Below are 22,597 nucleotides of genomic sequence, written 5' to 3' on the forward strand. Positions count from 1 at the left end.
AAGTCCAAGAAAAAAGCAGCCCGCCTTTTCGGCCGACTGCTCAGATTTAGATAATAAACAGAAAAACGATTCCTACGATGATGAATAATGCACAGCATACAAATAGGATCTTGATCAGGTTCTCCATAATTTACAACTCCTAAGAAATACTTGCACCGATGACGAAAGACAGGCCGACTGAGATGGTCAACGAGACGAAGCCGACGGAACGGTTGTCATTTTCAATTTCTTCATCCACTTTGAATTTCGGAGTCAGAAACTCAAACAAAAGATAAGCAAAAATCAATAAAGCAAACCCATACAATCCCCAGCCGATCATTTCCAGCAAGGTATTATGGCGTTCGATGGAAAAGCGGAAAATATTCGTGACGCCGAAAATTTTCCCGCCGGTTGCCATTGCTACCGCTAAATTTCCTTTTTTGATTTCTTCCCAGTTTTTATACTTCGTCACCAATTCAAAAATCACCATGGCGACGATTAAACATAAAACGACAACGCTGAAATATCCCGCCGTTTCCACTAACGGATGTGTCCAAAACCCAGTCTCTGACATGTCTATTCTCCCCTATACGAAATCACTTTAGCTCTGCGACTGTTACGCCAGAGCCGCCTTCCCCTGCTTCCCCGAAGCGATAGCTTTTAACTCTCGGATGTTTCTTCAAATATTGCTGGACCCCTGTGCGCAGCGCACCGGTTCCTTTGCCGTGAATGATTGAAACTTGATGGTAATTAGATAGTAACGCATCATCGATATACTTTTCAACACGGACAAGGGCATCTTCATAGCGTTCTCCGCGCAAGTCGAGTTCCAATTTCACATGGCTGTCCCGATTCGACAAGGTTGCCATGGCTCTTGTCTCTTTTTGTTTTTCCGGTTTCGTATACGACAGATCAGATTCCGGCAGCTTCATTTTCAAAATGCCGATCTGGACAATCCATTCATCCTTGGATACTTTTTCGATCAAAGTTCCTTTTTGTCCGAATGAAATCACTTTGACTTCATCATTCGGTTTCAAGGGCTTCACTTGGTTCGCTTTCGCCGCTCGTTTCAAAACGCGGTTTTCCGGCATTGCTGCCTCGAGACGTTTTTTCACATCGATCAACTGATGTTCTTTTACTGAAGAAGCTTGGTCCATCTGCATTTTGCGGAGTTCAGACATGACGCTTTCCGCTTCACGGGTTGCTTGTTCCACAATTTTCCGTGCTTTTTCTTTTGCCTTTTCCTGCAGCTTCTCTTTTTGCTCTTCGTATTCTTTCAACTGATTTTCCAGTTCTTTTTTCAAGCGTTCGGATTCTTCCAGCACTTCACTTGAACGTTCCGCATCTTTCTCGGCTTCTCTGCGGCTCGTTTCAAGCGACGCAATCATCGAATCCACTTCACGCCGGTCCGTGCCAGTAAAACTTTTCGCATGGCTGATAATATGCTCCGGGAGACCAAGGCGCTTGGAAATTTCAAACGCATTGCTTCGTCCGGGAACGCCAATCAGCAGCCGGTAAGTCGGGCTCAACGTTTCCACATTAAACTCTACGCTGGCATTGGCCACACCTGGACGGTTATAGCCGTACGCCTTCAATTCCGGATAGTGGGTCGTCGCGATGACTCTCGCACCGCGGCCATGCACTTCATCCAGTAAAGAAATCGCCAGCGCTGCCCCTTCCTGCGGATCGGTCCCTGCCCCCAACTCATCAAAAATGACCAGGGAGTTCTCGTCGAATTTCGTTAAGATATCCACGATATTGACCATATGGGAAGAGAACGTACTTAAGCTCTGTTCAATCGACTGCTCATCGCCGATATCGGCAAACACTTGATCAAACACCGCTAGTTCCGATCCTTCAAGTGCTGGAACCGGCAAGCCCGATTGTGCCATCAAGGTGCTTAGCCCAACGGTTTTCAACGTCACCGTTTTCCCGCCGGTATTCGGTCCGGTAATAACGATTGCTGTAATATCGCGCCCGAATTCGATGTCATTCGGCACCACTTCGTCAATTGGAATGAGCGGATGGCGTGCTTTTTTCAAATTGATATAGCCTTCTGTATTCATTTCCGGTTTCGAGCATTTATTGGCTGCACCGTATTTCGCTTTCGCAAAAATCATATCGATTTCTCCAAGCACTTCAACCAATAAGAACAATTCGTGCGCCACTTCCTGCACCTGAGCAGAAAGCATTTGGAGAATGCGGTCGATTTCTTCTTTTTCTTTCATCTTCAATCGGCGAACTTCGTTGTTTGCTTGGACAACTGCATCCGGTTCGATGAAAAGAGTCTGGCCGGAAGATGATTGGTCATGCACGATGCCGCCGTAATGGCTCCGGTATTCCTGCTTGACCGGAATAACGAAGCGGTCATTGCGGATCGTCACAATGGAATCTGACAGCATTTTCGAGGCGTTTTTACCGCGGACCAAGCTTTCGAGCCGTTCGCGTACGCGGCTTTCCTGTGCACGGAGCTGCTGGCGGATGGTGCGAAGTGCGGAACTCGCACTGTCCAAAACACCGCCGTTGTCATCGATGCACATATTGATATCGTGTTCGAGCTGCGTCAAGATCGGCATTGATTCTTTCATTTCCAGGAAAAGAGGGATTTGGATTGTTTCTTCTTCCCGAATGCCTTCAAAAAACTGGCGGAGAATGCGGCTCGCCCGGATGGTCGATGACACTTCCATCAATTCCATCGGGCTAAGCGAACCCCCGATTTGTGCGCGTTTTGCATGCATGCGGATGTCGAAAATGCCGCCCATCGGCACATTCCCTTTTACGCGTAAGATGCTTGCCCCTTCGTCCATCTGTTCCAATAATCGGTTGACTTCATCGATATCCGTCGACGGCAGCAATTTTTCAATATGGGCTTTCCCAAGCGATGAAGTGCAGAAACGTGCCACTTCTTCGCGGATTTTATAATATTCTAGTGTTCTCAATGCGCGTTCAGCGATCAAATGAGACACCTCCTACTTTTTCAAAAATTCTTTAAAGCGTTCAAGCGGCCATGTGTTGACCACATGATCCTTTTTCAGCCAAGCTTTTTGCGCATGCTTGACCCCGGTTTCCATAACATCCAAACCTTCAATGGCGTGCGCATCTGTATTGATCGCAACCGGCACACCTTTTTCCTGCGCCATTTCCAAATACTCAACTGCTAAATCAAGACGGTAAGGACTTGCATTCAATTCAACGATTTTGCCGTATTCTTTTGCCCAGTCCAATAATTGTTCGATATCCGGGTCGTAGCCGCTCCGTTGGCCGATTATGCGGCCGGTCGGATGGGCAATCATATCCACGTGCGGATTTTTCATTGCCGTGAACAGCCGCTCCATGATCTGCTCCTGCGGCTGCTGGAAACTGGAATGGATGCTTGCGATGACAAAATCCAGCTGCTCCAATACCTCGTCGTCAAAATCCAGCGAGCCATCCGGCAAAATATCCATTTCCGTACCGGATAACACTTCAATGTCATCATAGTTTTTATTCAGCTCACGGATTTCCGCATTTTGTTTCAACAAACGTTCAGGCGTCAAGCCGTTCGCCACTTTCAAGTACTCGGAATGGTCGGTGATGACCATATATTTATAGCCTTTTGCCCTGCAGCCATCAATCATTTCCGGCAGCGAATGGGCGCCGTCCGACCAAGTGGTGTGCATATGCAAATCCGATTGGATGTCTGTTAAATCGACAAGATCCGGCAATTCCTCAAGACGGTCGAGTTCCCGGCCATCTTCCCTGACAGACGGCGGAATGAACGGCAGACCGAAATGGGCATAGAAATCTGTTTCGGATGTAAACGTTGCAATCGAGCCATCTTCCTGCTCTACGCCGTACTCACTGATTTTCTTGTTCTGCGATTTGGCCAATTGGCGCATTTTCACGTTATGATCCTTTGATCCGGTGAAGTGGTGAAGCGCTGTCGTGAATTCTTCCGGCGCCACCAGACGGAAATCGATATCGATCAGATCCTGGAATTCCACGGTCACCGATACTTTCGTTTCGCCGGAAGCAATCGTTTCCTGGACAGGCAATGCGGCTAGCAGCTGATCTTTGACGACTAGAGGAGCGTCCGTTGCTACAATAAAATCGAGATCCTTGCTTGTTTCTTTCGTCCGGCGGAAACTGCCCGCTACCGAAAACTCGGCGACTTCCTGGATGTTTGACAGAATCTCAGAGATAAATTCAACAGCTTCTTCCGTTTTCCAGATCGGATGCCGGCCTGGACGGGATTCAAAATCGGTCAATTCCTTGAGAATTTTGTCTTCTGACTTCGGACCGAATCCCGGAAGCTTCTGAATTTCGTGGTCTAGGCAAGCCTGCTTTAAGCTTTCCGCAGAATCGATGCCCAGTTCCTTGTAGAGCTTCGCAATCTTCTTGCCGCCCAAGCCCTGCAATTTCATCAATGGAATCAGCCCTTTCGGCACTTCTTCCTGCAATTCCTCAAGCAACGTAGATTTCCCGCTGTCGATCAATTCCAGAATGACGTCACCCGTTCCTTTCCCGATGCCTTTGAGTTTCGTTACATCCCCTAATTCATCCAAGCTCCGTTGGTCGAGCTCAAGCGCTTGCGCGGCTTTTCGGAAAGCCGATACTTTAAATGGGTTTTCCCCTTTTAATTCCATATATAACGCAATTTTTTCGAGTGTTCTGATGATGATTTTCTTATTCATACAGACAGACCTCCAGATTTAGACTTAAAAAAACTTCCCTCCAGTAAGAGAGAAGTTACTGCTTACATATAAATATACCACCATTCTTTTACTTTCTCCGAGAAATAAGGCGTATGCTCCAGCATCATTTGGGCGATTCCGGAATTCTCCAGCTGATTCTGGATTGCCTCCATCGGAAGCAGTGCAAACACATAGATAAAGATGAATAGGAGTATGTATACTTCGATAAAACCGAGTACGGCGCCGAGCACTTTGCTGATAAATCCGAGCACCGGCAAATACTTCAAGAAATCGAACATGGACGCAAGCAGCTGCAGGCCGAATTTCACCGCAAAGAAAATCAAGGCAAAGGCAAACAACTGGTAAAACGTCTGGTCCAGATCCAGCTGTTCAATGGCAATCGTGAAACGCGATTCATCGTTGACAGCCGGATACGGGATCCACAGGACAAAATATTCCGAGAGCGGTTTATAATAGAGATAAGCGACAACGAGCGCCACGATAAAGCCAACCATATGGATCAGCTGAAGGACCAGTCCCCGTTTCGCACCGACAATTATGCCGCCGATCAATAAAATCAATAAAATAATATCAAGCATCTACGTCAACCCTTCAACTTTCTCAATTCATTTTCTAATTGTTCTACCCGCTCTTTCAGTTTAAGATATTCATGAGCCGTATTGACGGCGGCCAAAACGGCCAGCTTCGAACTATCGAGAGATGGATTCATCGCATGGAACTCGCGCATACTTTCATCCACCATCGATGCCACTTGCCGCATATGGCCGGATGTTTCCGTGCCGACAATTTTATAGGTATCGCCGTATATTTCGACTGAAGTCGTTATTTTCTGTTCATCCGACAATGCTCCACCCCTCCTTAGAAATGCTATAGATAATCATAACATGAACACGCGTACAATGTGAATCATAAGAAAGGAGGCGCCTTCATGTCAAATATTGTGTTGAAACTTCCGGAGGAAAGTCTCCTCCAAATCATTGCCCATTACAAGCCGAACCAAACGGCTGCGAAAACGCCTTATGTCCGCTTCACGGCCAAATTAACGGATACGGTCGTCACAGTCTACACCTCTGGAAAAGCCATGTTTCAAGGTGCTGGCGCCGAACGGGAAGCTGTGCGTTGGGGAGAAGCTGAAGCCGCCAAAACAGTCGCGGCCAAAGGCGATCAGCTGCCGCCGAACTTCGCGAAACTTTCCGTACTCGGCTCCGATGAGACCGGGACCGGCGATTTCTTTGGGCCGATTACCGTGGCCGCCTGCTACGTACCGGCGGATAAAGTAGCGCTCGCCCACGAGCTTGGCGTAAAGGATTCCAAGCAGCTGACGGACGATTGGATGCGCCGCGTGGCTCCTGATTTAAAGGCGGCTTTTGCCCATAGCGTCCTGACATTGAAAAATGAAAAATACAACCGCGTACAAGAACAAGGCTGGTCGCAAGGTAAAATCAAAGCGCTGATGCATAACCAGGCATTAAAACACGTGTTGCGAAAGATGGCACCGGAAAAGCCTGATGCCATATTAATCGATCAATTTGCCGAACGCGGCATTTACTACAAGCACATTAAAGACGAGAAAGAAATCATCCAGGAAAATGTCCTGTTCTCGACCAAAGCAGAAGGTCTCCACGTATCCGTGGCCTGTGCTTCCATCATTGCGCGCGTCGCTTTTCTGGAAGAAATGGACCGGATGAGCCGGGAAACCGGCATCGCCTTGCCAAAAGGCGCGGGAAAAATAGTGGATGAAGCTGCCGCCAAGATTTTATTGAAGCACGGCGAAAGCTATTTAAAAAACATCACGAAAGCTCATTTCGCCAATACGAAGAAAGCCCAAGCGCTGGCGAATAAAAAACGCTATTGAAATTCTTTTGGAATATTCTTATTTTATCATTCCTTAATAAGATTGCTAGCCCTATTTGATTACAATAGTATTACTTACTACCTTATAAAGAAGCACAGAAAAAAGCAGAATTCGTGAATTCTGCTTTTTTCTTATACTTTATTCCTTGTTTGTTAACTCCGAAGTTCCGCTCCGACTTCTGTCAAAGCCTTCAATACTTTATCATGTACCGCTACAACTTCTTCATCTGTCAATGTTTTTTCTGGATCAAAGTACGTCAATGTAAACGCTACTGATTTCTTGCCTGCTTCCATCTTATCGCCTTCGTATAGGTCAAATACGCGGACGTCTTTCAGCAATTTGCCTCCAGCTGTTCGAATGACTTTCTCAATCGTGCCTGCTTCCACAATTTTTGATAGGACGAGGGCGATATCACGTGTGATCGATGGATAGCGCGAAACTGGCGTGTAAAGCAATGGATCCGCAGCCAGCTCTAGCAGCGCTGCCAAGTTCAGTTCCAGCACCACGGTCGTTTTCAAATCACGTTCTTTTTGTTCGGTCGGATGCAATTGGCCAATAACGCCGATCCGCTGGCCATCAAGAATGATGAAAGCCGTTCTCCCTGGATGGAGGTCGTCCATCTGCCCGCGTTCAAATGTCAATTCAACGCCAAGCTTTTCAGCAAGCCCTTCGACGATGCCTTTCAATACAAAGAAATCAACCGGTTTCTTCTCGCCTTGCCAGCTATTGTCGAGCCATAAGCCCGTCATTGCGATCGCAAGATGCTCTTCTTCATTCAATAGTTCTTCATCGGTTTTCAAGAATACAGCGCCGGTTTCATATAGGGCAACTGAATCGATGCGGCGAGCCGTATTGTAAGTAACCGAATCAAGAAGGTGCGGAAGCAAGCTTTGGCGCAGAATGCTGCGTTCTTCGCTCATCGGCATCAGGAGTCGCGTTGTGTCCGTCTCCGCCAACGCAAATTGCTTCGCAGACTTCTCAGAAGTCAATGAATACGTCGTTGCTTGCAGCAGGCCTGCGCCTTCCAAGAAATGGCGCACAATCCGGCGTTTCGCTTGATACGGCGTCAAACCGCCTGGACGCGCTTCCGTTTCCGGCAAGGTGGCTGGAATTTCATCGTAGCCGTATAGGCGCGCGATTTCTTCCACAACGTCTTCTTCAATTTGGATATCCTGTCTGCGGGTCGGCACCGAAATGATCAATTGGTTGTTCGCCGCTTCCGTTTTGAACTTCAAGCGCTCCAGGATTTCCAGCATATCTTCAAATGGAATTTTCATTCCAAGGCGGGTGTTAATAAAATCCGGTCTTACTTTCACGATTTTCTCTTCGCGCTCTAATTCGTCGAAAATGACCGATCCAGCCAGCACTTCTCCGCCTGCAAGTTCAGCGATGAGGCTTGCGGCACGTTCAGCTGCTGGAATGACCCGGTTCGGATCGACGCCTTTTTCGTAGCGGGAACTGGCATCGCTTCGCAAGCCGTGGTCTTTCGAAGTTTGGCGAATTGATCCCGATGCGAAATAGGCCGATTCGATGACAATCGTCGTTGTCGAATCGCTCACTTCTGAATTTGCGCCGCCCATTACGCCTGCAAGTGCTACCGGTTCTTTGCCGTTTGTGATCACTAAATGATGAGGCGACAATTTGCGTTCTGCATCATCCAAAGTCGTGATCATTTCATCCTGCTTCGCATGGCGGACCGTAATATTCCCGGTTTTCAAAGAATCGTAGTCAAACGCATGCAGCGGCTGGCCATATTCCATCAAGACGAAGTTCGTCACGTCGACGACGTTATTGTGCGGACGGACGCCTGCTGCCATGAGACGCTGCTGCAGCCACATCGGCGATTCTTTCACTTCGATGTTGCGGATGACTTTTGCGACATACAACGGATTTGCTTCCGGTGCGTCAATGTTCAATGTCAGCATCGACTCAGCCGTTTCTGCCGCTTCTGTATATGTGGCTTCCGGCAGCTTCACTTCTTCCGATAAAATAGCGCCGACTTCATATGCCACGCCCAGCATGCTCATGGCATCTGCACGGTTTGGCGTTAAGCCCAGTTCAAGTACCGTATCGTCAAGATCGAAGTTCGTCACCACGTCAGAACCGATTTCTGCGTTTTCCGGAAGCACGTATATGCCTTCTGCATAAGCTTTCGGCACCAATTTCCCTTCGATTCCAAGTTCCTGAAGCGAGCAGATCATTCCGTTCGAAACTTCTCCGCGGAGCTTCGCTTTTTTGATTTTGATGCCGCCTGGCAATTCAGCGCCTGGACGGGCAACGATCACTTTTTGGCCTGCTGCGATATTCGGGGCGCCGCAGATGATTTGTTGGATGCCGTCTTCTCCGACGTTCACTTGGCAAATCGATAATTTGTCCGCTTCCGGATGCTTTTCGCACGATTCTACGTAGCCGACGACAACGTTCGTCATGCCGTGTGAACGGTCGATGACTGCGTCCACTTCGATTCCTGAACGAGTGATTTTCTCACCCAGTTCAGCGGGATCTAACTCTTGTGTATTGACATATTCTTTCAACCATTTAATGGATACGAGCATGTTTGATTTCCTCCTTAAACTTCAGTGCGCTGGAATTGGGATAAAAAGCGGACATCATTGGTATAGAAATGGCGGATGTCTTCTACGCCGTATTTCAGCATTGCGATACGCTCCGGCCCCATGCCGAAAGCAAATCCTGTCAGGCGTTTTGAATCATAGCCGGCCATTTCAAGTACGTTCGGGTGCACCATTCCAGCTCCCAGAATTTCAATCCAACCGGTTTTCTTGCAGACGTTGCAGCCAGTCCCGCCGCATTTGAAGCAAGAAATATCCATTTCAACGGAAGGCTCAGTGAACGGGAAGAAGCTTGGACGAAGACGGATTTCACGATCATCGCCGAACATTTTCTTCGCAAATACAGACAACGTTCCTTTTAAATCACTCATACGGATATCTTCGCCGATGACCAAACCTTCGATCTGTGTGAATTGGTGGGAATGCGTTGCATCGTCATTGTCGCGGCGATAGACTTTCCCCGGGCAGATGATTTTGATCGGCTCGCCGCCTTTCGCTTCCATCGTACGCGCTTGGACAGGCGACGTATGCGTACGAAGCAAAATATCTTCGGTAATATAGAAAGAATCCTGCATATCACGCGCCGGATGGCCTTTCGGCAAATTCAGCGCTTCAAAATTGTAATAATCTTTTTCAACTTCCGGGCCTTCCGCAATTTCATAGCCCATCGAGATAAATAAATCCTCGATTTCTTCAATAACACGCGTTAACGGATGCGGATTTCCGGTGCGGACAGGGCGTCCTGGCAAGGTGATATCAATGGTCTCGCTTTGCAATTTCATGTTGATCGCTTCTTCTTCCAAAATGACCATGCGTTCTTCTAATGTTGTCGTGACTTCTTCACGGACAACGTTTACAAGCGCGCCCATTTTCGGACGCTCTTCAGCCGGCAATTTCCCCATGCTTTTCAAAAGATCGGTAATCGGCCCCTTTTTCCCTAAATAAGCGACACGGACGTCATTCAATTCTTTCACATTCGCTGCTGCTGCAATTTTTTCAAGCGCTTCTGTTTTCAATGCCTGCAATTGTGCTTCCATCTTTTCTCCTCCTTAAACATAAAAAAGCCCCGTCCCCAAAAAGGGACGAGGCATTATTCGCGGTACCACCCTAGTTATTGCGCCAGGCGCAATCACTCGTTTACGTAACGGCTCTTCACCGGCCCATCTTTACAGCAGCTTGCTGGTCCCGACAGGCAGCTCGCGGGGTGAACTTCTGAAGTTTCTCGCATATCCGCACTTCCAGCCAAGGCGCAGACTCTCTTGATGCAACGGCACAACGTACTTTTCCCGGTCACAGCTTTTCTTATTTACTATTCAATTATACGAAATTGCGTTCATTTAATCAAATTAGTTTTTCGGAACTAAACTATACAGCAAAATTCCAGTCGCTACAGCCACGTTCAGCGATTCCGCTTCACCGTAGAGCGGCACCATCAAATTGCGGTCCGTTTTCTGCAAAAGAACCGGATCCACACCGCTTCCTTCATTGCCGACGATCAAAGCGAACGCTTCCTGGCTCTCCACTTCATGAACTGGTGTTGAATTAATCAAGGCCGTGCCGAATAATGCGATGCCGCGTTCTTTCAATTGCCCAGTCCATTCTTCCAACTCGCCACGGACAACGGGGATCTGGAAATGCGACCCTTGCGCCGAACGCACCGTTTTCGGATTGAACGGATCCGCGCATCCTTTTCCTAAAACCACCGCATCGATGCCGCTTGCAGATGCGGTGCGGATCATCGTGCCAATATTGCCCGGATCTTGGACTGCATCAATCAGCAAAAGTTTTGTCCATTGCTGCTGATCCGCTTCTGTGAATTCCAGCTGCGCACAGTGAGCGAAAATTCCTTGCGAGTGCTCCGTTTCGGAAATCTCTTTCGCAACAGCTGCAGTCACGGAATACATCGGCACATCGTCCACATTCCAATCCCTCGGAATTTCCACGCCTTCCCGGACAATCAATGACTTGATGGCATCTTTTTTCTTCAGTGCCTCTTCCGTCAAATGAAAGCCTTCCACCAGGAATTCGGTGAATTTATCCCGCTCTTTGCGAGTGGTGACAAGTTTTTTCCAATGCTTCACCAGCGAGTTTTGTGTCGATTCAATTCTTTTCATGTTCAGTTCACGCCTTTATTTCAGAATAGCTCAAGTATAGCATATTAAGGAAAAGCAGAGGCAGCCGTTTCGATTCGACAGGCATAAGGTGGGCGGGCGAAGCGTCCAGCTAAAGCTCTCTCGTGAAAAAGTCAAAGCCGAGTGCGGTTGCGAGCCCAAAAACAAGTGTCCATAAACCGATGCTGACGGCGAGCCAAATCGTCGTATTGCGTTTGGTGGCACCGAGCGTCATTCCGATAAATGCCGCAATATGCGTGCCGATCAGAATCGGGCCAAGCAATGCGAGCCCAGGCAATCCATATTTATTCCATATATTCTTTGCGCGCTCACTTTTCTTCGAATCCGTCTTTCCTTTCGCTTCTTGCCGCTTTAAATACCAATCCTTGAATTTATCAAAGCCGATGATCAAGGCGAGCACCGTCAGCATATTGCCGACAAAGGCCATGACCATTACCCAAAAAGGAGACAGGCCCCAGACAATGCCGAGCGGAATCACCAATGCGATTTCAAGCCACGGAATGGCGGCGCCAAGGAAAACGAGAAAGTATTCATAGATCATTCTGTTTCCTCCTTAAAGTGTTTTCGAACTTCGAGGTAGTAAATCAAATATTGGCCAAATGCGATTGCGAGAATTCCGTAAATGATGAGCAGCTTCGGCACCGGCAGGAAGATTACAAGTGTCGCGAGAAGCGGAAGCGCAAGCGTAATGAAGCTATAAACTTTCTGAACCGCTTTTCGCGTAATATATGTCATGCCTTCGTCCTGCTCCAAATACTCAGGCGGGCGGATAGCCAGCGGCGAAATCTTTTGCGTCGGATTTTCCTTATTGTGCTTTTTAAGCCGCACCATGAAGATCACCAGCATTGCAAAATATATAATGATTGAAAAAAACACGATAAAGCCTTCCAACGCCTCCAGTTTGATGGTAAAGCTCGTTTCTTTCTCTGTATTGACGAACTCCGTAATCGGCGAATTCAACCCAAACGCCAACACCCCTAGCAATAAAATAAAAGCCATCATCCAAAGCGGGTAATTCAATCGAAAATCATTTTTCATCGTAGTCCTCCCCTTCGAGCCAAAATAAATCGTCCACTGTCGTTTCCAATGAATGAGCAAGTTTCAAAGCGAGCGTAATTGAAGGAGAAAATTCCCCTTTCTCAATAAATGCGATCGTCTGCCGCGTCACATCCACCCGCTTGCCGAGATCACTTTGTGTAAATCCATAGCGCGCCCGCAATTCCTTTACGCGGTTTTTCAGCATCTACTTCATCCTCCCTTTGTAGATGTTCGGTTTATATAACATAATGTACAGTATACTTAACATTTAGTCAAGTAGAGTTAACATTAGATTTTTTTATTTTTCAGGTTTTGGGGTTTATTTGCAGAATACCAAGTGTTATTTGCGGAAAGAGGAAGTTTGTTTGCAGAATCGGACGTTTTATTTGCGGAATTTACACGTTTATTTGCGCATCAAGGGACTTTATTTGCAGCAACCAAAAAAAGCTTTTCACCAAGAGTGAAAAGCTAGTCGTTTTTCTTTAGTTGATAGGTCCGGTTCCTGAATGCGCCTGCTGGTTCAAGATCAAAGGTTGCCAATAAACGAGATGCAGCATACTTTGATTCGAGCTTGGAAAATTTCCGTAGCTGTTTATTGCTGATCTGTTGGTCAATTAACGAAAAATATTCTTGGACAGTTTGTTGAAAAGCGCATGGATCCGCACCATTGTAGATTGCACAGACCCAACCGATTTTATGCTTGTGCAACATACTGTGCTTCTTGCAATGAGTGCACAGAATTCCGGATTCCAATTCTTCCGGATCAATAACATATAATTGGCATAAAGGAAGTCGCTTATAAGGATTTTGGTGCTTTTGGAGAAGTTTATCTACTTTCGATAAATTTAGATGAGTGACTTTTTGGGGGAAAGTCTGAAGGATGGCGAAAAGATACTCAATCAGTTGATAGGTCTTGCACACGTAAATATTTTTAGGTTTCGCAATAAATTCACAATGCTTCGATGTAAAAACAACGACGCCTTTAACCGGCAAATTTATTTTATGCCGCTTAAAAAACATTGCCAGAAAACGAATGTGTTTATTCAATTGGATGGCCGGATCTTCCATTACAGTCCGAACGCCTTCCATATCGGTCCTCGAAAATTCATCTGTCAGTTCATCAAAATGGATTTGGCCGCTGATGTTTTTAGACTCAATGATGACTGCTCCTCTTTCGGTCAGCAATAATCCGTCCATTTGGATTTTCCAATCTCCTAGCGACAGACAAACATTTCGGAGAAAGCGGTGACTGTCTTCCGATACAAATTCACTGAACTTCCTTTGCAGCCTTTCTTCTCCCCGCTTTCCGGCAGCCGTCCTGTAATGCTCGACTTTCAGAAACGGAAGCTTCGGATGATTTTCAGGCAGCCGGTACATCAGCCTTTCCAACGACTCAGTTTCGGACAATAAAGAGATCCTTTTTTTACTCATTGAACACCTCCTGAAAGAATAACTGAAGTATATCACCGAATTCCCTATTTCAGATATAAAAATTTTCTACATATTTAAGAAGAAAGTGATCCTCATGCGGCAACCTCAATTTTATTTGCGGAATTCTGAAGTTTGTTTGCAGAATACCTTGCGTTGTTTGCGAAATAAGGAAGCTTATTTGCGCAATAACCAAGTTTACTTGCGGAATAAACCACTTTGTTTGCGCAACCCACAAAAAATCCCCTCCCACAAAACGTGGAAGGGGAAATCCTTTATTCAAATGTAATGCGCGCCACTGTGTCTTTGTCTAATTTTTTGATGACTTCGACAATCAGTTTCACAGCGTTTTCGTAGTCGTCGCGGTGCAGGATGCCTGCGTGCGAGTGGATGTAGCGCGTTGCTACCCCGATCGACAGTGCCGGTACGCCGTTTGCTGTCAAATGGATCGAGCCTGCATCGGTTCCGCCGCCGGCAATCGTTTCGAATTGGTAAGGGATGCCGGCTTCTTCGGCCGTATCGACTACCAATTCACGCAAGCCGCGGTGCGAAACCATCGACGCGTCGAATAGAAGAATTTGAGGGCCAGCGCCCATTTTGCTTGTGGATTCCTGCTGGGTGATTCCCGGTGTGTCGCCAGCAATGCCCACATCAACAGCAAAACCGATATCCGGCTGGATCTTAGCTGTTGCTGTTTTTGCTCCGCGAAGGCCTACTTCTTCCTGGACCGTGCCGACACCGTAAACGACGTTCGGGTGGTCTTGGCCTTTCAATCCTTTTAGGACATCGATCGCGATGGCGCAGCCGATGCGGTTGTCCCAAGCTTTCGCCAACAGCATTTTTTCATTGTTCATCACCGTAAATTCGAAATACGGAGTCACCATATCTCCAGGAGCTACGCCCCACTCTTTTACTTCCTCGCGGGAAGACGCACCGATATCAATGAACATGTCTTTGATTTCGACCGGTTTTTTGCGGGCTTCCGGCGGTAAAATATGCGGCGGCTTCGAACCGATGACGCCGGTTACTTCTTTTCCGCTGCGCGTTGTGATCGTTACACGCTGCGCCAGCATTACTTGGCTCCACCAGCCGCCAAGCGGTTGGAATTTCAAAAAGCCTTTATCGTCAATTTGAGAAATCATGAAGCCGACTTCATCCAAATGTCCGGCAACCATGATTTTCGGTCCGTCTGCCAATCCTTCTTTTTTCGCGATCAAGCTGCCAAGACCATCTGTTTCAATTGAATCTGCATAAGGTTCTATGTATTTTTTCATCACTTCGCGGGATTGGCGTTCGTTGCCCGGCACCCCGTTAGCGTCTGTCAGTTCTTTCAGCATCAATACGGTTTCATCCATTTTAGCCATTATTTCGACCTCCTAAATATTTTTACTTTTTTATTATAATCGATGCGCTTTCTTTTATCAAAAAATTCGTTTAATACCCTTCTTTTTGGCGGCGATAATTCTCTTGGTTCTTCGCAAAATACGCTTCCAGCACGTCTTCGTAGCTAAAGCCGAGAGCCGAAGCAATCCCGCCGTACCAGCTCCAAATTTCCTGATACGTGAACATGGAATGGTTGTCCATGAATTTCAAAATCTTTTCCTGCGTTCCGATGAAAAGTTCCGTTAAATCGGCATGCTTGACCGCATCCGGCCATGTCTCCAATGTGCTCAAGTTTTTTTCAATCCCCAGCGACAGCAAGAAATGAATGGAATCGACGTATTCTTCAAGCAGAACTTCACGATCGGATGGTCCTTTTGTGCTCCAAAATTTAAAACAACGGGTTTCATTTGCAAGCTCCGCCAGTTCGATTAGCAGTGCCAAGCCTTTTTTTTGGAAAACGTCTTCTTCGATGCCACGATTTGTCTGGATGTAACGGTCCAATTCTTCCTGCATTTCGAATAATTGATGCAAGTTCATAAAAATCCTCCTTTTTCAATAAAATCTTGAAACCAAAGTACTTTTCGTCCGTATTATACAGTAGAACCTATAGAGATGGGGGATTTCTCATGGCTTTTTTCATACGCCTCGTTGTCATCGCACTTATCATTTATTTATTTTACCGGTTAATCCGCTATGTAGTAGATCCAAAACGGAAATTGGACGCAGCTATTGAAGCGAACTCTTATTACTTTTATGATGATGTTAAAAACGTCCGCAAGAATTTTTTCATTACGCTGAGAGGCGCTGTATTTGAAGGCGAAAAATATTTAGGAACGACCGAAGATGCTTTTGAAGTCGTTTCCATTTTCGTATGGGCGGAAAATCCGGATAAGCTGCAGGGCTTCACAAAAGAAGATTTCTATTTCCTTGAAAAAGAAATCCAGATGAATTACCCCGCTGCCAAAATCAATTGGAAAAATCCGATCGAACAGTTAATGAAACAGTAAATCAAACAAAATTCAAGTAGCTCCAAACCAAAGCGGCTGCATCAATGACTGCAAGCATTAGGAAGCCTATACGGAAATTGGTGTGCCGGGTCTTATGGCGGAACCACATCATGCCCATATAGGCGCCGATGCCGCCTCCTAGAATCGCAACAGACCATAGGTTTTTCTCTGGTATTCGCTGGCTCCGGCGCTGCGCTTGGGTTTTATCCACTTTCATCATAATAAGCGCCAGCAGCGAAAGCACGGTAAAGTATCCGGCAATGATTAAAAACAACTGAATCCCTCCATGAAAAAAAGACTGACGAAATTCGTCAGTCTTTTGTTTTTGAAATTATTTCGCTACTGCTTTTTTTGCAGCATCTACAAGTGCTGTGAAAGCTGCTGCATCAGATACAGCGATTTCAGCTAGCATTTTGCGGTTGATGTCGATTCCAGCAACTTTAAGACCGTGCATTAGACGGCTGTATGAAATATCGTTCATACGAGCTGCTGCGTTGATGCGCGTGATCCATAGTTTACGGAAATCACGTTTTTTGTTGCGGCGGTCACGGTAAGCATAGTTACCTGACTTCATTACCTGCTGGTTTGCTACTTTGAAAAGGATGTGCTTTGCACCATAATAACCTTTTGCTAATTTAATGACCTTTTTCCGACGCTGGCGCGTCACTGTTCCACCTTTTACGCGTGGCATATCACATTACCTCCTGCTTGAATATATAAAATTCGATTTTTTGTTCGTGTGTTTGTCTTGTCCAGACTCCAACGGCCAGATTCTCGGACATAAGCCGACTCGGCTGTGCGGCAAAGAACGCCGCTTCGCCGATTCATCTTATGCCTTTCGAATCTGAACGGCCGTTTCCGCTTTTCTTACTTCATGTTATAGATAAGAGATTTGATGCGTTTCAAGTCGCCTGCAGAAACAAGTTTCCCTTTACGTAGGTGACGTTTTTGCTTAGTCGATTTGTTTGCAAATAAGTGGCTTGTGTGTGAACGGTTGCGTTTTACTTTACCAGTTCCAGTTTTCTTGAAACGTTTCATCGCACCGCGGTGGCTTTTCATTTTCGGCATTTCGAGTTCCTCCTAAACAATTGATCTGTTATTCTTTTTCGTTAACTGGCGCTAGCATCAAGAACATGCTGCGGCCATCCATTTTAGGGCGCTGTTCAACCGTTGCAACTTCCTTGCATGCTTCTGCGAAGCGTTCAAGGACGCGCTGTCCGATTTCTTTGTGCGTAATCGCACGGCCTTTAAAGCGGATTGAAGCTTTGACTTTGTCCCCTTTTTCAAGGAACTTAATCGCATTGCGAAGTTTCGTGTTAAAATCATGGTCGTCGATTGAAGGGCTTAAACGCACTTCTTTTACAACGATGACTTTCTGATTTTTACGGATTTCGCGGTCTTTCTTTTGTTGTTCGAACTTGAACTTACCATGGTCCATAATGCGTGCGACCGGTGGCTTAGCTTGAGGAGCCACTAGTACAAGATCCAAGTTGACACGTGCAGCAATTTCAAGTGCTTCGTTACGTGTTTTAATACCGAGTTGCTCACCGTTCTGATCAATAACCCGTAACTCACGTGCACGAATACCTTCATTTACATTGATGTCTTTGCTAATATTAATCCACCTCCGGATAGTGTCGCGAATAGCTTAACATGTGTAACCGACCGTGTCGGCTTACAGGTCCGATCCAAAACAAAAGCGGATGGGCCTCGTTCGGCCCACCCGCAATTTATGACAGCACGCCGCAGCGTGAAAAAGTCAAAATCGTGTCTACCTGCCAACAACTGGTCGATCAGGTGAGAAGCGGGTGCTCCTGCTTGCACATATAAGTATTCTATAACCTTATTCATAATACCATGCACATATTAGCATGTCAACCCTTTAGCGAAGTTCGCTTTGGATCAGTTTCAAGAAATCATCGAACGGCATGCTTTCGGATTTTTGTTCGCCGTATTTGCGGACGTTGACCGAACCGTTTTCGACTTCCTGGTCGCCAAGCACCAGCATATACGGAACTTTTTGCATTTGCGCTTCGCGGATCTTGTAGCCAAGCTTCTCATCGCGTTCGTCGATATCGACGCGCAACCGGTGGGATTGCAATTTCTCTTGGATGTTTTTCGCGTAGTCGCTATGGGCATCAAGCGAAACCGGAATCACTTCCACTTGGACCGGCGCCAGCCAAGTCGGGAATGCGCCTTTGTATTCTTCGATCAAGAAAGCCACAAACCGTTCCATAGTTGAAACGACGCCGCGGTGGATAACGACTGGGCGGTGCTGTTTGCCGTCTTCTCCGATATAGCTCAAATCGAAGCGTTCAGGCAGCAAGAAGTCGAGTTGGACAGTCGACAATGTTTCTTCTTTGCCGAGCGCAGTTTTCACTTGGACATCGAGTTTCGGACCGTAGAATGCCGCTTCGCCTTCCACTTCTACATAATCCAGGCCAAGATCGTCCATCGCTTCTTTCAGCATAGACTGTGCACGTTCCCACATTGCGTCATCGTCAAAGTATTTTTCTTTATCCGCTGGGTCACGGTAAGAAACGCGGAACGAATAATCTTTCAAATCAAAGTCTTTGTATACGTCGATGACCAAGTTGACGACGCGTTTGAATTCGTCTTTGATTTGGTCAGGGCGCACAAAAATATGCGCATCGTTCAACGTCATGCCGCGAACGCGTTGAAGGCCGGACAACGCACCTGACATTTCGTAGCGGTGCATCAACCCAAGTTCCGCGATGCGGATCGGCAATTGGCGGTAAGAATGGATGCCTTGTTTAAAGATCATCATATGGTGCGGGCAGTTCATCGGACGAAGAACCAATTCCTCGTTGTCCATCTGCATGACCGGGAACATATCTTCCTGGTAATGGTCCCAGTGGCCGCTTGTTTTATAAAGGTCGACGCTTCCCATAACCGGAGTATAGACGTGGTCATACCCTAAGCTTTCCTCTTTATCGACGATATAGCGTTCGATGATGCGGCGGATTGTTGCGCCTTTTGGCAGCCACATCGGCAAGCCTTGCCCTACTTTTTGGGAGTTCATGAATAAATTCAATTCTTTCCCGATTTTACGGTGGTCGCGTTCTTTCGCTTCTTCGAGCATTTCAAGATGCGCTTTCAACTCTTCTTTTTTGAAGAAAGCAGTTCCGTAGATGCGCTGCAGCATTTTGTTGTCGCTGTCGCCTCTCCAGTATGCACCCGCAACGCTCAGCAATTTGAATTCTTTCAATTTGCCTGTGGACGGTACGTGGATGCCGCGGCATAGATCGAAAAATTCGCCTTGTTCGTAGATCGACACTTGCTCATCTTCCGGAATCGCTTCTAAAAGCTCCAATTTGTACGGATCTTCGATCGCCGCAAAACGTTCTTGCGCTTCAGCGCGAGATACGTCATGGCGGACGATTTCAATATTTTCGTTGATGATTTTTTTCATTTCTTTTTCGATCGCTGGCAAATCTTCCGCTGAAATCGACTCTTCTGTATCGATATCATAGTAGAAGCCGTTTTCAATCACCGGGCCGACGCCAAGTTTTGCATCCGGATAAAGGCGTTTGATTGCCTGTGCCAATAAATGAGCCGAAGAGTGGCGAAGGATTTCCAGCGCCTCATCGGATTCCGGTGTGATGATCGCAATGCTGCCGTCTTCTGAAATCGGTGATTTCAAATCAATCAAATGTTCGCCTACTTTACCAGCGAGTGCTTTCTTGCGAAGGCCCGGGCTGATCGATTGGGCAATTTCTTCAGTTGTTGTGCCTTTTGGAAACTCCTTTACTGCGCCGTCTGGAAATGTTAATTGGATCATGTCTGACATTCTGCTCTCTCCTTTTTTATGTTCTAGGCCGAGCATCTAGCCTTATTTCGCGGCTTCCAAGATGCCAGCCCCAAATGAAACCAATAAAAAAAAGCCTCATCCCAAAGGGACGAAGCTTAAGTTCGTGGTTCCACCCTTCTTCTATCCTGGACGGACGGATCCTGTCCAAAATGAAGCTCTGCATCGGCTAACGGGCCGGTACCGTCAATTGCTACTGGAAAATTTCACAATTGCTGCTCAAAGGTGGTAAGTGTTTTTGCCGTACTGGGAAGCTTTCAGCCAGGGCCTCCCTCTCTATGAGCCGTACAAATCCACTCTTGTCCTTGTCAACGCATTAGTTTGTATCGATTGTTTTTACTATACGACGAAAACTTTAAAAAGACAACACCTTGATGGATTAAATTCTGCGGTTTCGTCCGTCCAGTTTGACCGGAGTTGTCAATGCACGGATGCGCTCCATCACACGCGCCGCTTTTAGGTCTTCTTTTTCGCCGCGCTGGGAATACGTCAAATGGTGCTGAAGTTCTGAATAGCTGAAATTCGACGTCATGAAAGTCGGCAGCTTTTCAGCCATCCGGTAATGAAGGATCGTGCCAAGCACTTCATCCCGCGTCCAGCTCGACATTGCTTCTGCTCCGATATCATCCAGCATCAAGACATCCGCTTTTTTTACATAATTCACTTTTTCCTGCAAGGTCTGGTCGCCAATCGCCTGTTTCATTTCACGCATGAATTCAGGAACGAAAACCAAGACCGATTTGATGTTTTTCTCAGCCAATGCATTTGCCACTGCACTCAGCAAATAGGATTTGCCGATGCCGAATTTCCCGTAAAGGTAGATGCCTTTTTCCGGAAGTTCGCCCGGCCCCTTAGTGGCATCAAGGAAAGAATCGACGGCATTGAACGCTTCTACGCGGCTCGCATCCAGCTCAAATCCGGACAAAGTCGCTTCCATGACTTCTTTTGGCATATACATGCTATGGATCAATGAAGACGCACGGCGCTTGTTGTCGTGCTCGTTCTTTAAGCGGCACGGCGTATAAGAAATCCCGATATTGCCGCGCTCTAGAACCAAGTTCGGTTCAAACCCTTTTAAATGGTTGATGCAGGCTCCAAGGTTCGGGCACTTATTGCAGTCATGGGACTGGTCGATGTATTCATACAGCTTGCCCATGCCTTTATCGACGATGCTTTTATCAATTTCCGAAGAATGTTCATCTAAAAAATGCTGAACGCCCGGATGCTCCAGCACTTCCTGCCGCATCGCATTGTAGCGCTCGGAAAAAGCAGGGGCATTCACGACACGTTTCAATGTCTCCCGGATCGGTTCCATTTAATCACCCTTACCTTTCTTCATCGCATATTTCGCTAATAGTTTTTGTTTTGCCGCTTCGAGGTCTTCAGAGTTGTCCGCCTCTTTTGCAGGCTGAACCTCATCTTTTTTATAGAACCATTCCGGCAATTTTTCTTCCCTTACCGGTTTGCGGCTGGAAGAAGAACTTCTCGTTTTTGCTGCCGGAGATCCTTCCGATTTCCATTTCAAATACTGCTCGTGCTCAATGCGCGCAAGCTCCATCGCTTCTTTTGCCGTTTTGATATTTTTTCGAAGCCAGTGGGACGCCAATTTTTCTACATAAGCCTTAGTCAGTTTCATATCCGTCCGCAGCAGGACATATTGCAGCAGGACATTCACGACTGCGGGCTCCATGCCATGCTGGATAACCAGCTGATTCGCGAGCTGTACATCTGCCGGCAAAGGCTCCTTGCCATTTGCAATATCCCGCAGCACTTCGACCGGAGAAGCCGACTCCAGATAATCGATCAATTCGTCTTCTTTTGTTTTCGGCGCTTCTTTTTTGGCCGTTTCTTTTTTCTTCACTTGCACCAATTGAGGCGCTGTGGTGGCTACCGTCAATTTGTAATAATCAGCGGCTGCCCGCTTCAAACCTTCAAGCGTCAGTTTATAGTCCTCATCAATGGCGAGCAGAATGACTTTCTGCATTTCAAGCGGCCCCCAGCTGTAGAGGAATGCCAGTTTTTCAATGAGCTCGCGGATGCTCGCTGTCAGCACTTTGTGCGGCACCAATTGCTCTGACAACCCTTGGCGCAATAAAGAAAAATCAAATTCCGCTTCCGTTTCATACGAACCTTTTTTGCGTTCCTGCAAGTCATCCGTCCCGGAAGGATAGCCTGCTTTGGCATGGACCGGCTGAAAGATATCGGTAAATGTACGTGACACTTCCGCATAGCCTTCCAACACTTCCCGGTGGACCACAAATCGGTCCCTTACTTTGCGATAAGTCGTTTCCCCCACTTTGCTGAAAAGAAACATTGACAGCAGCGGATCGGCAAAAAAACTTTTCGGATCCAGCGGCGGACAAAGTTCGTAGACAAACGAACGGTTTTCCTGGTCTTTGCGGTACGTTTTCAACAACCCAATGGCTTCCATTTGAATACGTGATTCAAAAATCCGCGAAATGGATACGCCAAGTGTGTTCATTAATACGTAATGTGTTGCTTCTTGCGCGCTTTCTTCCCCTTCCGCCCACAGCGTCAAGTAAAAAGCGATGGCTTCTGCACCGACCAGCGGCTGGTAGAGGAGCGTCAACAACTGGCGGTCATAATTGGAAAAAGGATACGGCATGAGAATTCGGAAGGAATCTGCAGGCTGAAGTTCGTTATACAGGGCTGTCATAATCC

The 22,597-nt window shown here is 46.9% G+C and carries 23 protein-coding genes and 2 other annotated features; of the genes, 2 read left to right on the forward strand and 21 right to left on the reverse strand.

The window, feature by feature from the left end; all coding sequences use genetic code 11:
- Positions 1-139: 139 nt before the first annotated feature.
- From BN1080_RS10265 to zapA, 5 genes are all read right to left on the reverse strand, one after another.
- Entirely contained in the window at positions 140-553 is a 414-nt protein-coding gene (locus BN1080_RS10265; RefSeq protein WP_052651971.1) for a DUF350 domain-containing protein, read from the reverse strand.
- Between the two features lie 22 nt (positions 554-575).
- On the reverse strand, positions 576-2,936 hold the full coding sequence (locus BN1080_RS10270; protein WP_052651972.1) for an endonuclease MutS2: 2,361 nt from the start codon (positions 2,934-2,936) through the stop codon (positions 576-578).
- Positions 2,937-2,948: 12 nt separating this feature from the next.
- Positions 2,949-4,652 carry a DNA polymerase/3'-5' exonuclease PolX gene (gene polX / locus BN1080_RS10275; RefSeq protein ID WP_052651973.1) on the reverse strand — a complete coding sequence of 568 codons (1,704 nt, stop codon included), beginning with the start codon at positions 4,650-4,652 and terminating at the stop codon, positions 2,949-2,951.
- Between the two features lie 62 nt (positions 4,653-4,714).
- Positions 4,715-5,251 carry a CvpA family protein gene (locus tag BN1080_RS10280; protein WP_052651974.1) on the reverse strand — a complete coding sequence of 179 codons (537 nt, stop codon included), beginning with the start codon at positions 5,249-5,251 and terminating at the stop codon, positions 4,715-4,717.
- A gap of 5 nt (positions 5,252-5,256) precedes the next feature.
- Positions 5,257-5,517: a cell division protein ZapA gene (gene zapA / locus BN1080_RS10285; RefSeq protein WP_052651975.1), complete on the reverse strand. Its 261-nt coding sequence runs from the start codon at positions 5,515-5,517 to the stop codon at positions 5,257-5,259.
- 84 nt (positions 5,518-5,601) lie between these two features.
- Between zapA and rnhC the strand changes: the two genes are divergently transcribed.
- Complete coding sequence (rnhC, locus tag BN1080_RS10290) at positions 5,602-6,528, forward strand: ribonuclease HIII (RefSeq protein ID WP_052651976.1); 927 nt, start codon at positions 5,602-5,604, stop codon at positions 6,526-6,528.
- 152 nt (positions 6,529-6,680) lie between these two features.
- Here rnhC and pheT read toward each other — a convergent pair whose 3' ends face one another.
- The 9 genes from pheT to BN1080_RS10340 form a co-directional block, all read right to left on the reverse strand.
- A complete protein-coding gene (pheT, locus tag BN1080_RS10295) occupies positions 6,681-9,083 on the reverse strand; it encodes a phenylalanine--tRNA ligase subunit beta (RefSeq protein ID WP_052651977.1) in 2,403 nt (800 codons plus the stop codon).
- Between the two features lie 14 nt (positions 9,084-9,097).
- The gene (gene pheS / locus BN1080_RS10300; RefSeq protein ID WP_052651978.1) at positions 9,098-10,135 is read right to left on the reverse strand and encodes a phenylalanine--tRNA ligase subunit alpha; all 1,038 of its coding nucleotides are present in this window, start codon (positions 10,133-10,135) and stop codon (positions 9,098-9,100) included.
- Between the two features lie 38 nt (positions 10,136-10,173).
- Positions 10,174-10,401: a binding site (T-box leader), on the reverse strand.
- 43 nt (positions 10,402-10,444) lie between these two features.
- Complete coding sequence (locus tag BN1080_RS10305; RefSeq protein ID WP_052651979.1) at positions 10,445-11,212, reverse strand: TrmH family RNA methyltransferase; 768 nt, start codon at positions 11,210-11,212, stop codon at positions 10,445-10,447.
- Positions 11,213-11,321: 109 nt separating this feature from the next.
- Entirely contained in the window at positions 11,322-11,771 is a 450-nt protein-coding gene (locus tag BN1080_RS10310; RefSeq protein WP_052651980.1) for a small multi-drug export protein, read from the reverse strand.
- The gene (locus tag BN1080_RS10315) at positions 11,768-12,268 is read right to left on the reverse strand and encodes a hypothetical protein (protein ID WP_052651981.1); all 501 of its coding nucleotides are present in this window, start codon (positions 12,266-12,268) and stop codon (positions 11,768-11,770) included. The genes BN1080_RS10310 and BN1080_RS10315 overlap by 4 nt, the downstream gene beginning before the upstream one ends.
- The gene (locus tag BN1080_RS10320; protein ID WP_052651982.1) at positions 12,258-12,473 is read right to left on the reverse strand and encodes a helix-turn-helix transcriptional regulator; all 216 of its coding nucleotides are present in this window, start codon (positions 12,471-12,473) and stop codon (positions 12,258-12,260) included. Before BN1080_RS10320 ends, BN1080_RS10315 begins: the two co-directional genes overlap by 11 nt.
- A 263-nt stretch (positions 12,474-12,736) precedes the next feature.
- Entirely contained in the window at positions 12,737-13,699 is a 963-nt protein-coding gene (locus BN1080_RS10325) for a nuclease-related domain-containing protein (RefSeq protein ID WP_052651983.1), read from the reverse strand.
- A 272-nt stretch (positions 13,700-13,971) separates the two neighbouring features.
- The gene (locus tag BN1080_RS10335; RefSeq protein ID WP_052651985.1) at positions 13,972-15,060 is read right to left on the reverse strand and encodes a M42 family metallopeptidase; all 1,089 of its coding nucleotides are present in this window, start codon (positions 15,058-15,060) and stop codon (positions 13,972-13,974) included.
- A gap of 70 nt (positions 15,061-15,130) precedes the next feature.
- The gene (locus BN1080_RS10340; RefSeq protein ID WP_052651986.1) at positions 15,131-15,616 is read right to left on the reverse strand and encodes a dUTP diphosphatase; all 486 of its coding nucleotides are present in this window, start codon (positions 15,614-15,616) and stop codon (positions 15,131-15,133) included.
- An 89-nt stretch (positions 15,617-15,705) separates the two neighbouring features.
- On the opposite strand from BN1080_RS10340, the gene BN1080_RS10345 reads away from it, so the two are divergent.
- Positions 15,706-16,086, forward strand: coding sequence for a hypothetical protein (locus BN1080_RS10345; RefSeq protein ID WP_052651987.1), 381 nt, complete (start codon positions 15,706-15,708; stop codon positions 16,084-16,086).
- 1 nt (position 16,087) lies between these two features.
- On the opposite strand, the gene BN1080_RS10350 is transcribed toward BN1080_RS10345, so the two are convergent.
- From BN1080_RS10350 to BN1080_RS10380, 7 genes are all read right to left on the reverse strand, one after another.
- Positions 16,088-16,360 (reverse strand): DUF1294 domain-containing protein, encoded by a 273-nt coding sequence (locus BN1080_RS10350; RefSeq protein ID WP_052651988.1) that lies wholly within the window; start codon positions 16,358-16,360, stop codon positions 16,088-16,090.
- Between the two features lie 57 nt (positions 16,361-16,417).
- Entirely contained in the window at positions 16,418-16,777 is a 360-nt protein-coding gene (gene rplT / locus BN1080_RS10355) for a 50S ribosomal protein L20 (RefSeq protein WP_052651989.1), read from the reverse strand.
- Positions 16,778-16,953: 176 nt separating this feature from the next.
- Positions 16,954-17,154: a 50S ribosomal protein L35 gene (gene rpmI, locus BN1080_RS10360; RefSeq protein WP_033541514.1), complete on the reverse strand. Its 201-nt coding sequence runs from the start codon at positions 17,152-17,154 to the stop codon at positions 16,954-16,956.
- A 28-nt stretch (positions 17,155-17,182) separates the two neighbouring features.
- The gene (gene infC, locus BN1080_RS10365) at positions 17,183-17,689 is read right to left on the reverse strand and encodes a translation initiation factor IF-3 (protein WP_040852855.1); all 507 of its coding nucleotides are present in this window, start codon (positions 17,687-17,689) and stop codon (positions 17,183-17,185) included.
- A 279-nt stretch (positions 17,690-17,968) separates the two neighbouring features.
- A complete protein-coding gene (thrS, locus tag BN1080_RS10370; RefSeq protein ID WP_052651990.1) occupies positions 17,969-19,897 on the reverse strand; it encodes a threonine--tRNA ligase in 1,929 nt (642 codons plus the stop codon).
- Positions 19,898-19,999: 102 nt separating this feature from the next.
- Positions 20,000-20,236 (reverse strand) — a binding site (T-box leader).
- A gap of 58 nt (positions 20,237-20,294) precedes the next feature.
- A complete protein-coding gene (gene dnaI, locus BN1080_RS10375; RefSeq protein ID WP_052651991.1) occupies positions 20,295-21,230 on the reverse strand; it encodes a primosomal protein DnaI in 936 nt (311 codons plus the stop codon).
- On the reverse strand, positions 21,231-22,592 hold the full coding sequence (locus BN1080_RS10380; RefSeq protein ID WP_052651992.1) for a replication initiation and membrane attachment family protein: 1,362 nt from the start codon (positions 22,590-22,592) through the stop codon (positions 21,231-21,233).
- Between the last annotated feature and the right edge of the window lie 5 nt (positions 22,593-22,597).

The sequence above is a fragment of the Planococcus massiliensis genome (assembly GCF_000821325.1).
Classification (GTDB): domain Bacteria; phylum Bacillota; class Bacilli; order Bacillales_A; family Planococcaceae; genus Planococcus; species Planococcus ruber.

Excerpts from the sequence above, each read along its gene's own strand:
- dnaI (WP_052651991.1), bottom strand. The coding sequence starts at position 21,230 with ATGGAACCGATCCGGGAGACATTGAAACGTGTCGTGAATGCCCCTGCT.
- BN1080_RS10345 (WP_052651987.1), top strand. The coding sequence starts at position 15,706 with ATGGCTTTTTTCATACGCCTCGTTGTCATCGCACTTATCATTTATTTA.
- polX (WP_052651973.1), bottom strand. The coding sequence starts at position 4,652 with ATGAATAAGAAAATCATCATCAGAACACTCGAAAAAATTGCGTTATAT.
- BN1080_RS10265 (WP_052651971.1), bottom strand. The coding sequence starts at position 553 with ATGTCAGAGACTGGGTTTTGGACACATCCGTTAGTGGAAACGGCGGGA.
- BN1080_RS10325 (WP_052651983.1), bottom strand. The coding sequence starts at position 13,699 with ATGAGTAAAAAAAGGATCTCTTTATTGTCCGAAACTGAGTCGTTGGAA.
- pheS (WP_052651978.1), bottom strand. The coding sequence starts at position 10,135 with ATGGAAGCACAATTGCAGGCATTGAAAACAGAAGCGCTTGAAAAAATT.
- pheT (WP_052651977.1), bottom strand. The coding sequence starts at position 9,083 with ATGCTCGTATCCATTAAATGGTTGAAAGAATATGTCAATACACAAGAG.
- BN1080_RS10305 (WP_052651979.1), bottom strand. The coding sequence starts at position 11,212 with ATGAAAAGAATTGAATCGACACAAAACTCGCTGGTGAAGCATTGGAAA.
- BN1080_RS10315 (WP_052651981.1), bottom strand. The coding sequence starts at position 12,268 with ATGAAAAATGATTTTCGATTGAATTACCCGCTTTGGATGATGGCTTTT.
- rpmI (WP_033541514.1), bottom strand. The coding sequence starts at position 17,154 with ATGCCGAAAATGAAAAGCCACCGCGGTGCGATGAAACGTTTCAAGAAA.
- rplT (WP_052651989.1), bottom strand. The coding sequence starts at position 16,777 with ATGCCACGCGTAAAAGGTGGAACAGTGACGCGCCAGCGTCGGAAAAAG.
- BN1080_RS10335 (WP_052651985.1), bottom strand. The coding sequence starts at position 15,060 with ATGGCTAAAATGGATGAAACCGTATTGATGCTGAAAGAACTGACAGAC.
- rnhC (WP_052651976.1), top strand. The coding sequence starts at position 5,602 with ATGTCAAATATTGTGTTGAAACTTCCGGAGGAAAGTCTCCTCCAAATC.
- BN1080_RS10280 (WP_052651974.1), bottom strand. The coding sequence starts at position 5,251 with ATGCTTGATATTATTTTATTGATTTTATTGATCGGCGGCATAATTGTC.
- BN1080_RS10320 (WP_052651982.1), bottom strand. The coding sequence starts at position 12,473 with ATGCTGAAAAACCGCGTAAAGGAATTGCGGGCGCGCTATGGATTTACA.
- BN1080_RS10310 (WP_052651980.1), bottom strand. The coding sequence starts at position 11,771 with ATGATCTATGAATACTTTCTCGTTTTCCTTGGCGCCGCCATTCCGTGG.
- thrS (WP_052651990.1), bottom strand. The coding sequence starts at position 19,897 with ATGTCAGACATGATCCAATTAACATTTCCAGACGGCGCAGTAAAGGAG.
- BN1080_RS10380 (WP_052651992.1), bottom strand. The coding sequence starts at position 22,592 with ATGACAGCCCTGTATAACGAACTTCAGCCTGCAGATTCCTTCCGAATT.
- BN1080_RS10340 (WP_052651986.1), bottom strand. The coding sequence starts at position 15,616 with ATGAACTTGCATCAATTATTCGAAATGCAGGAAGAATTGGACCGTTAC.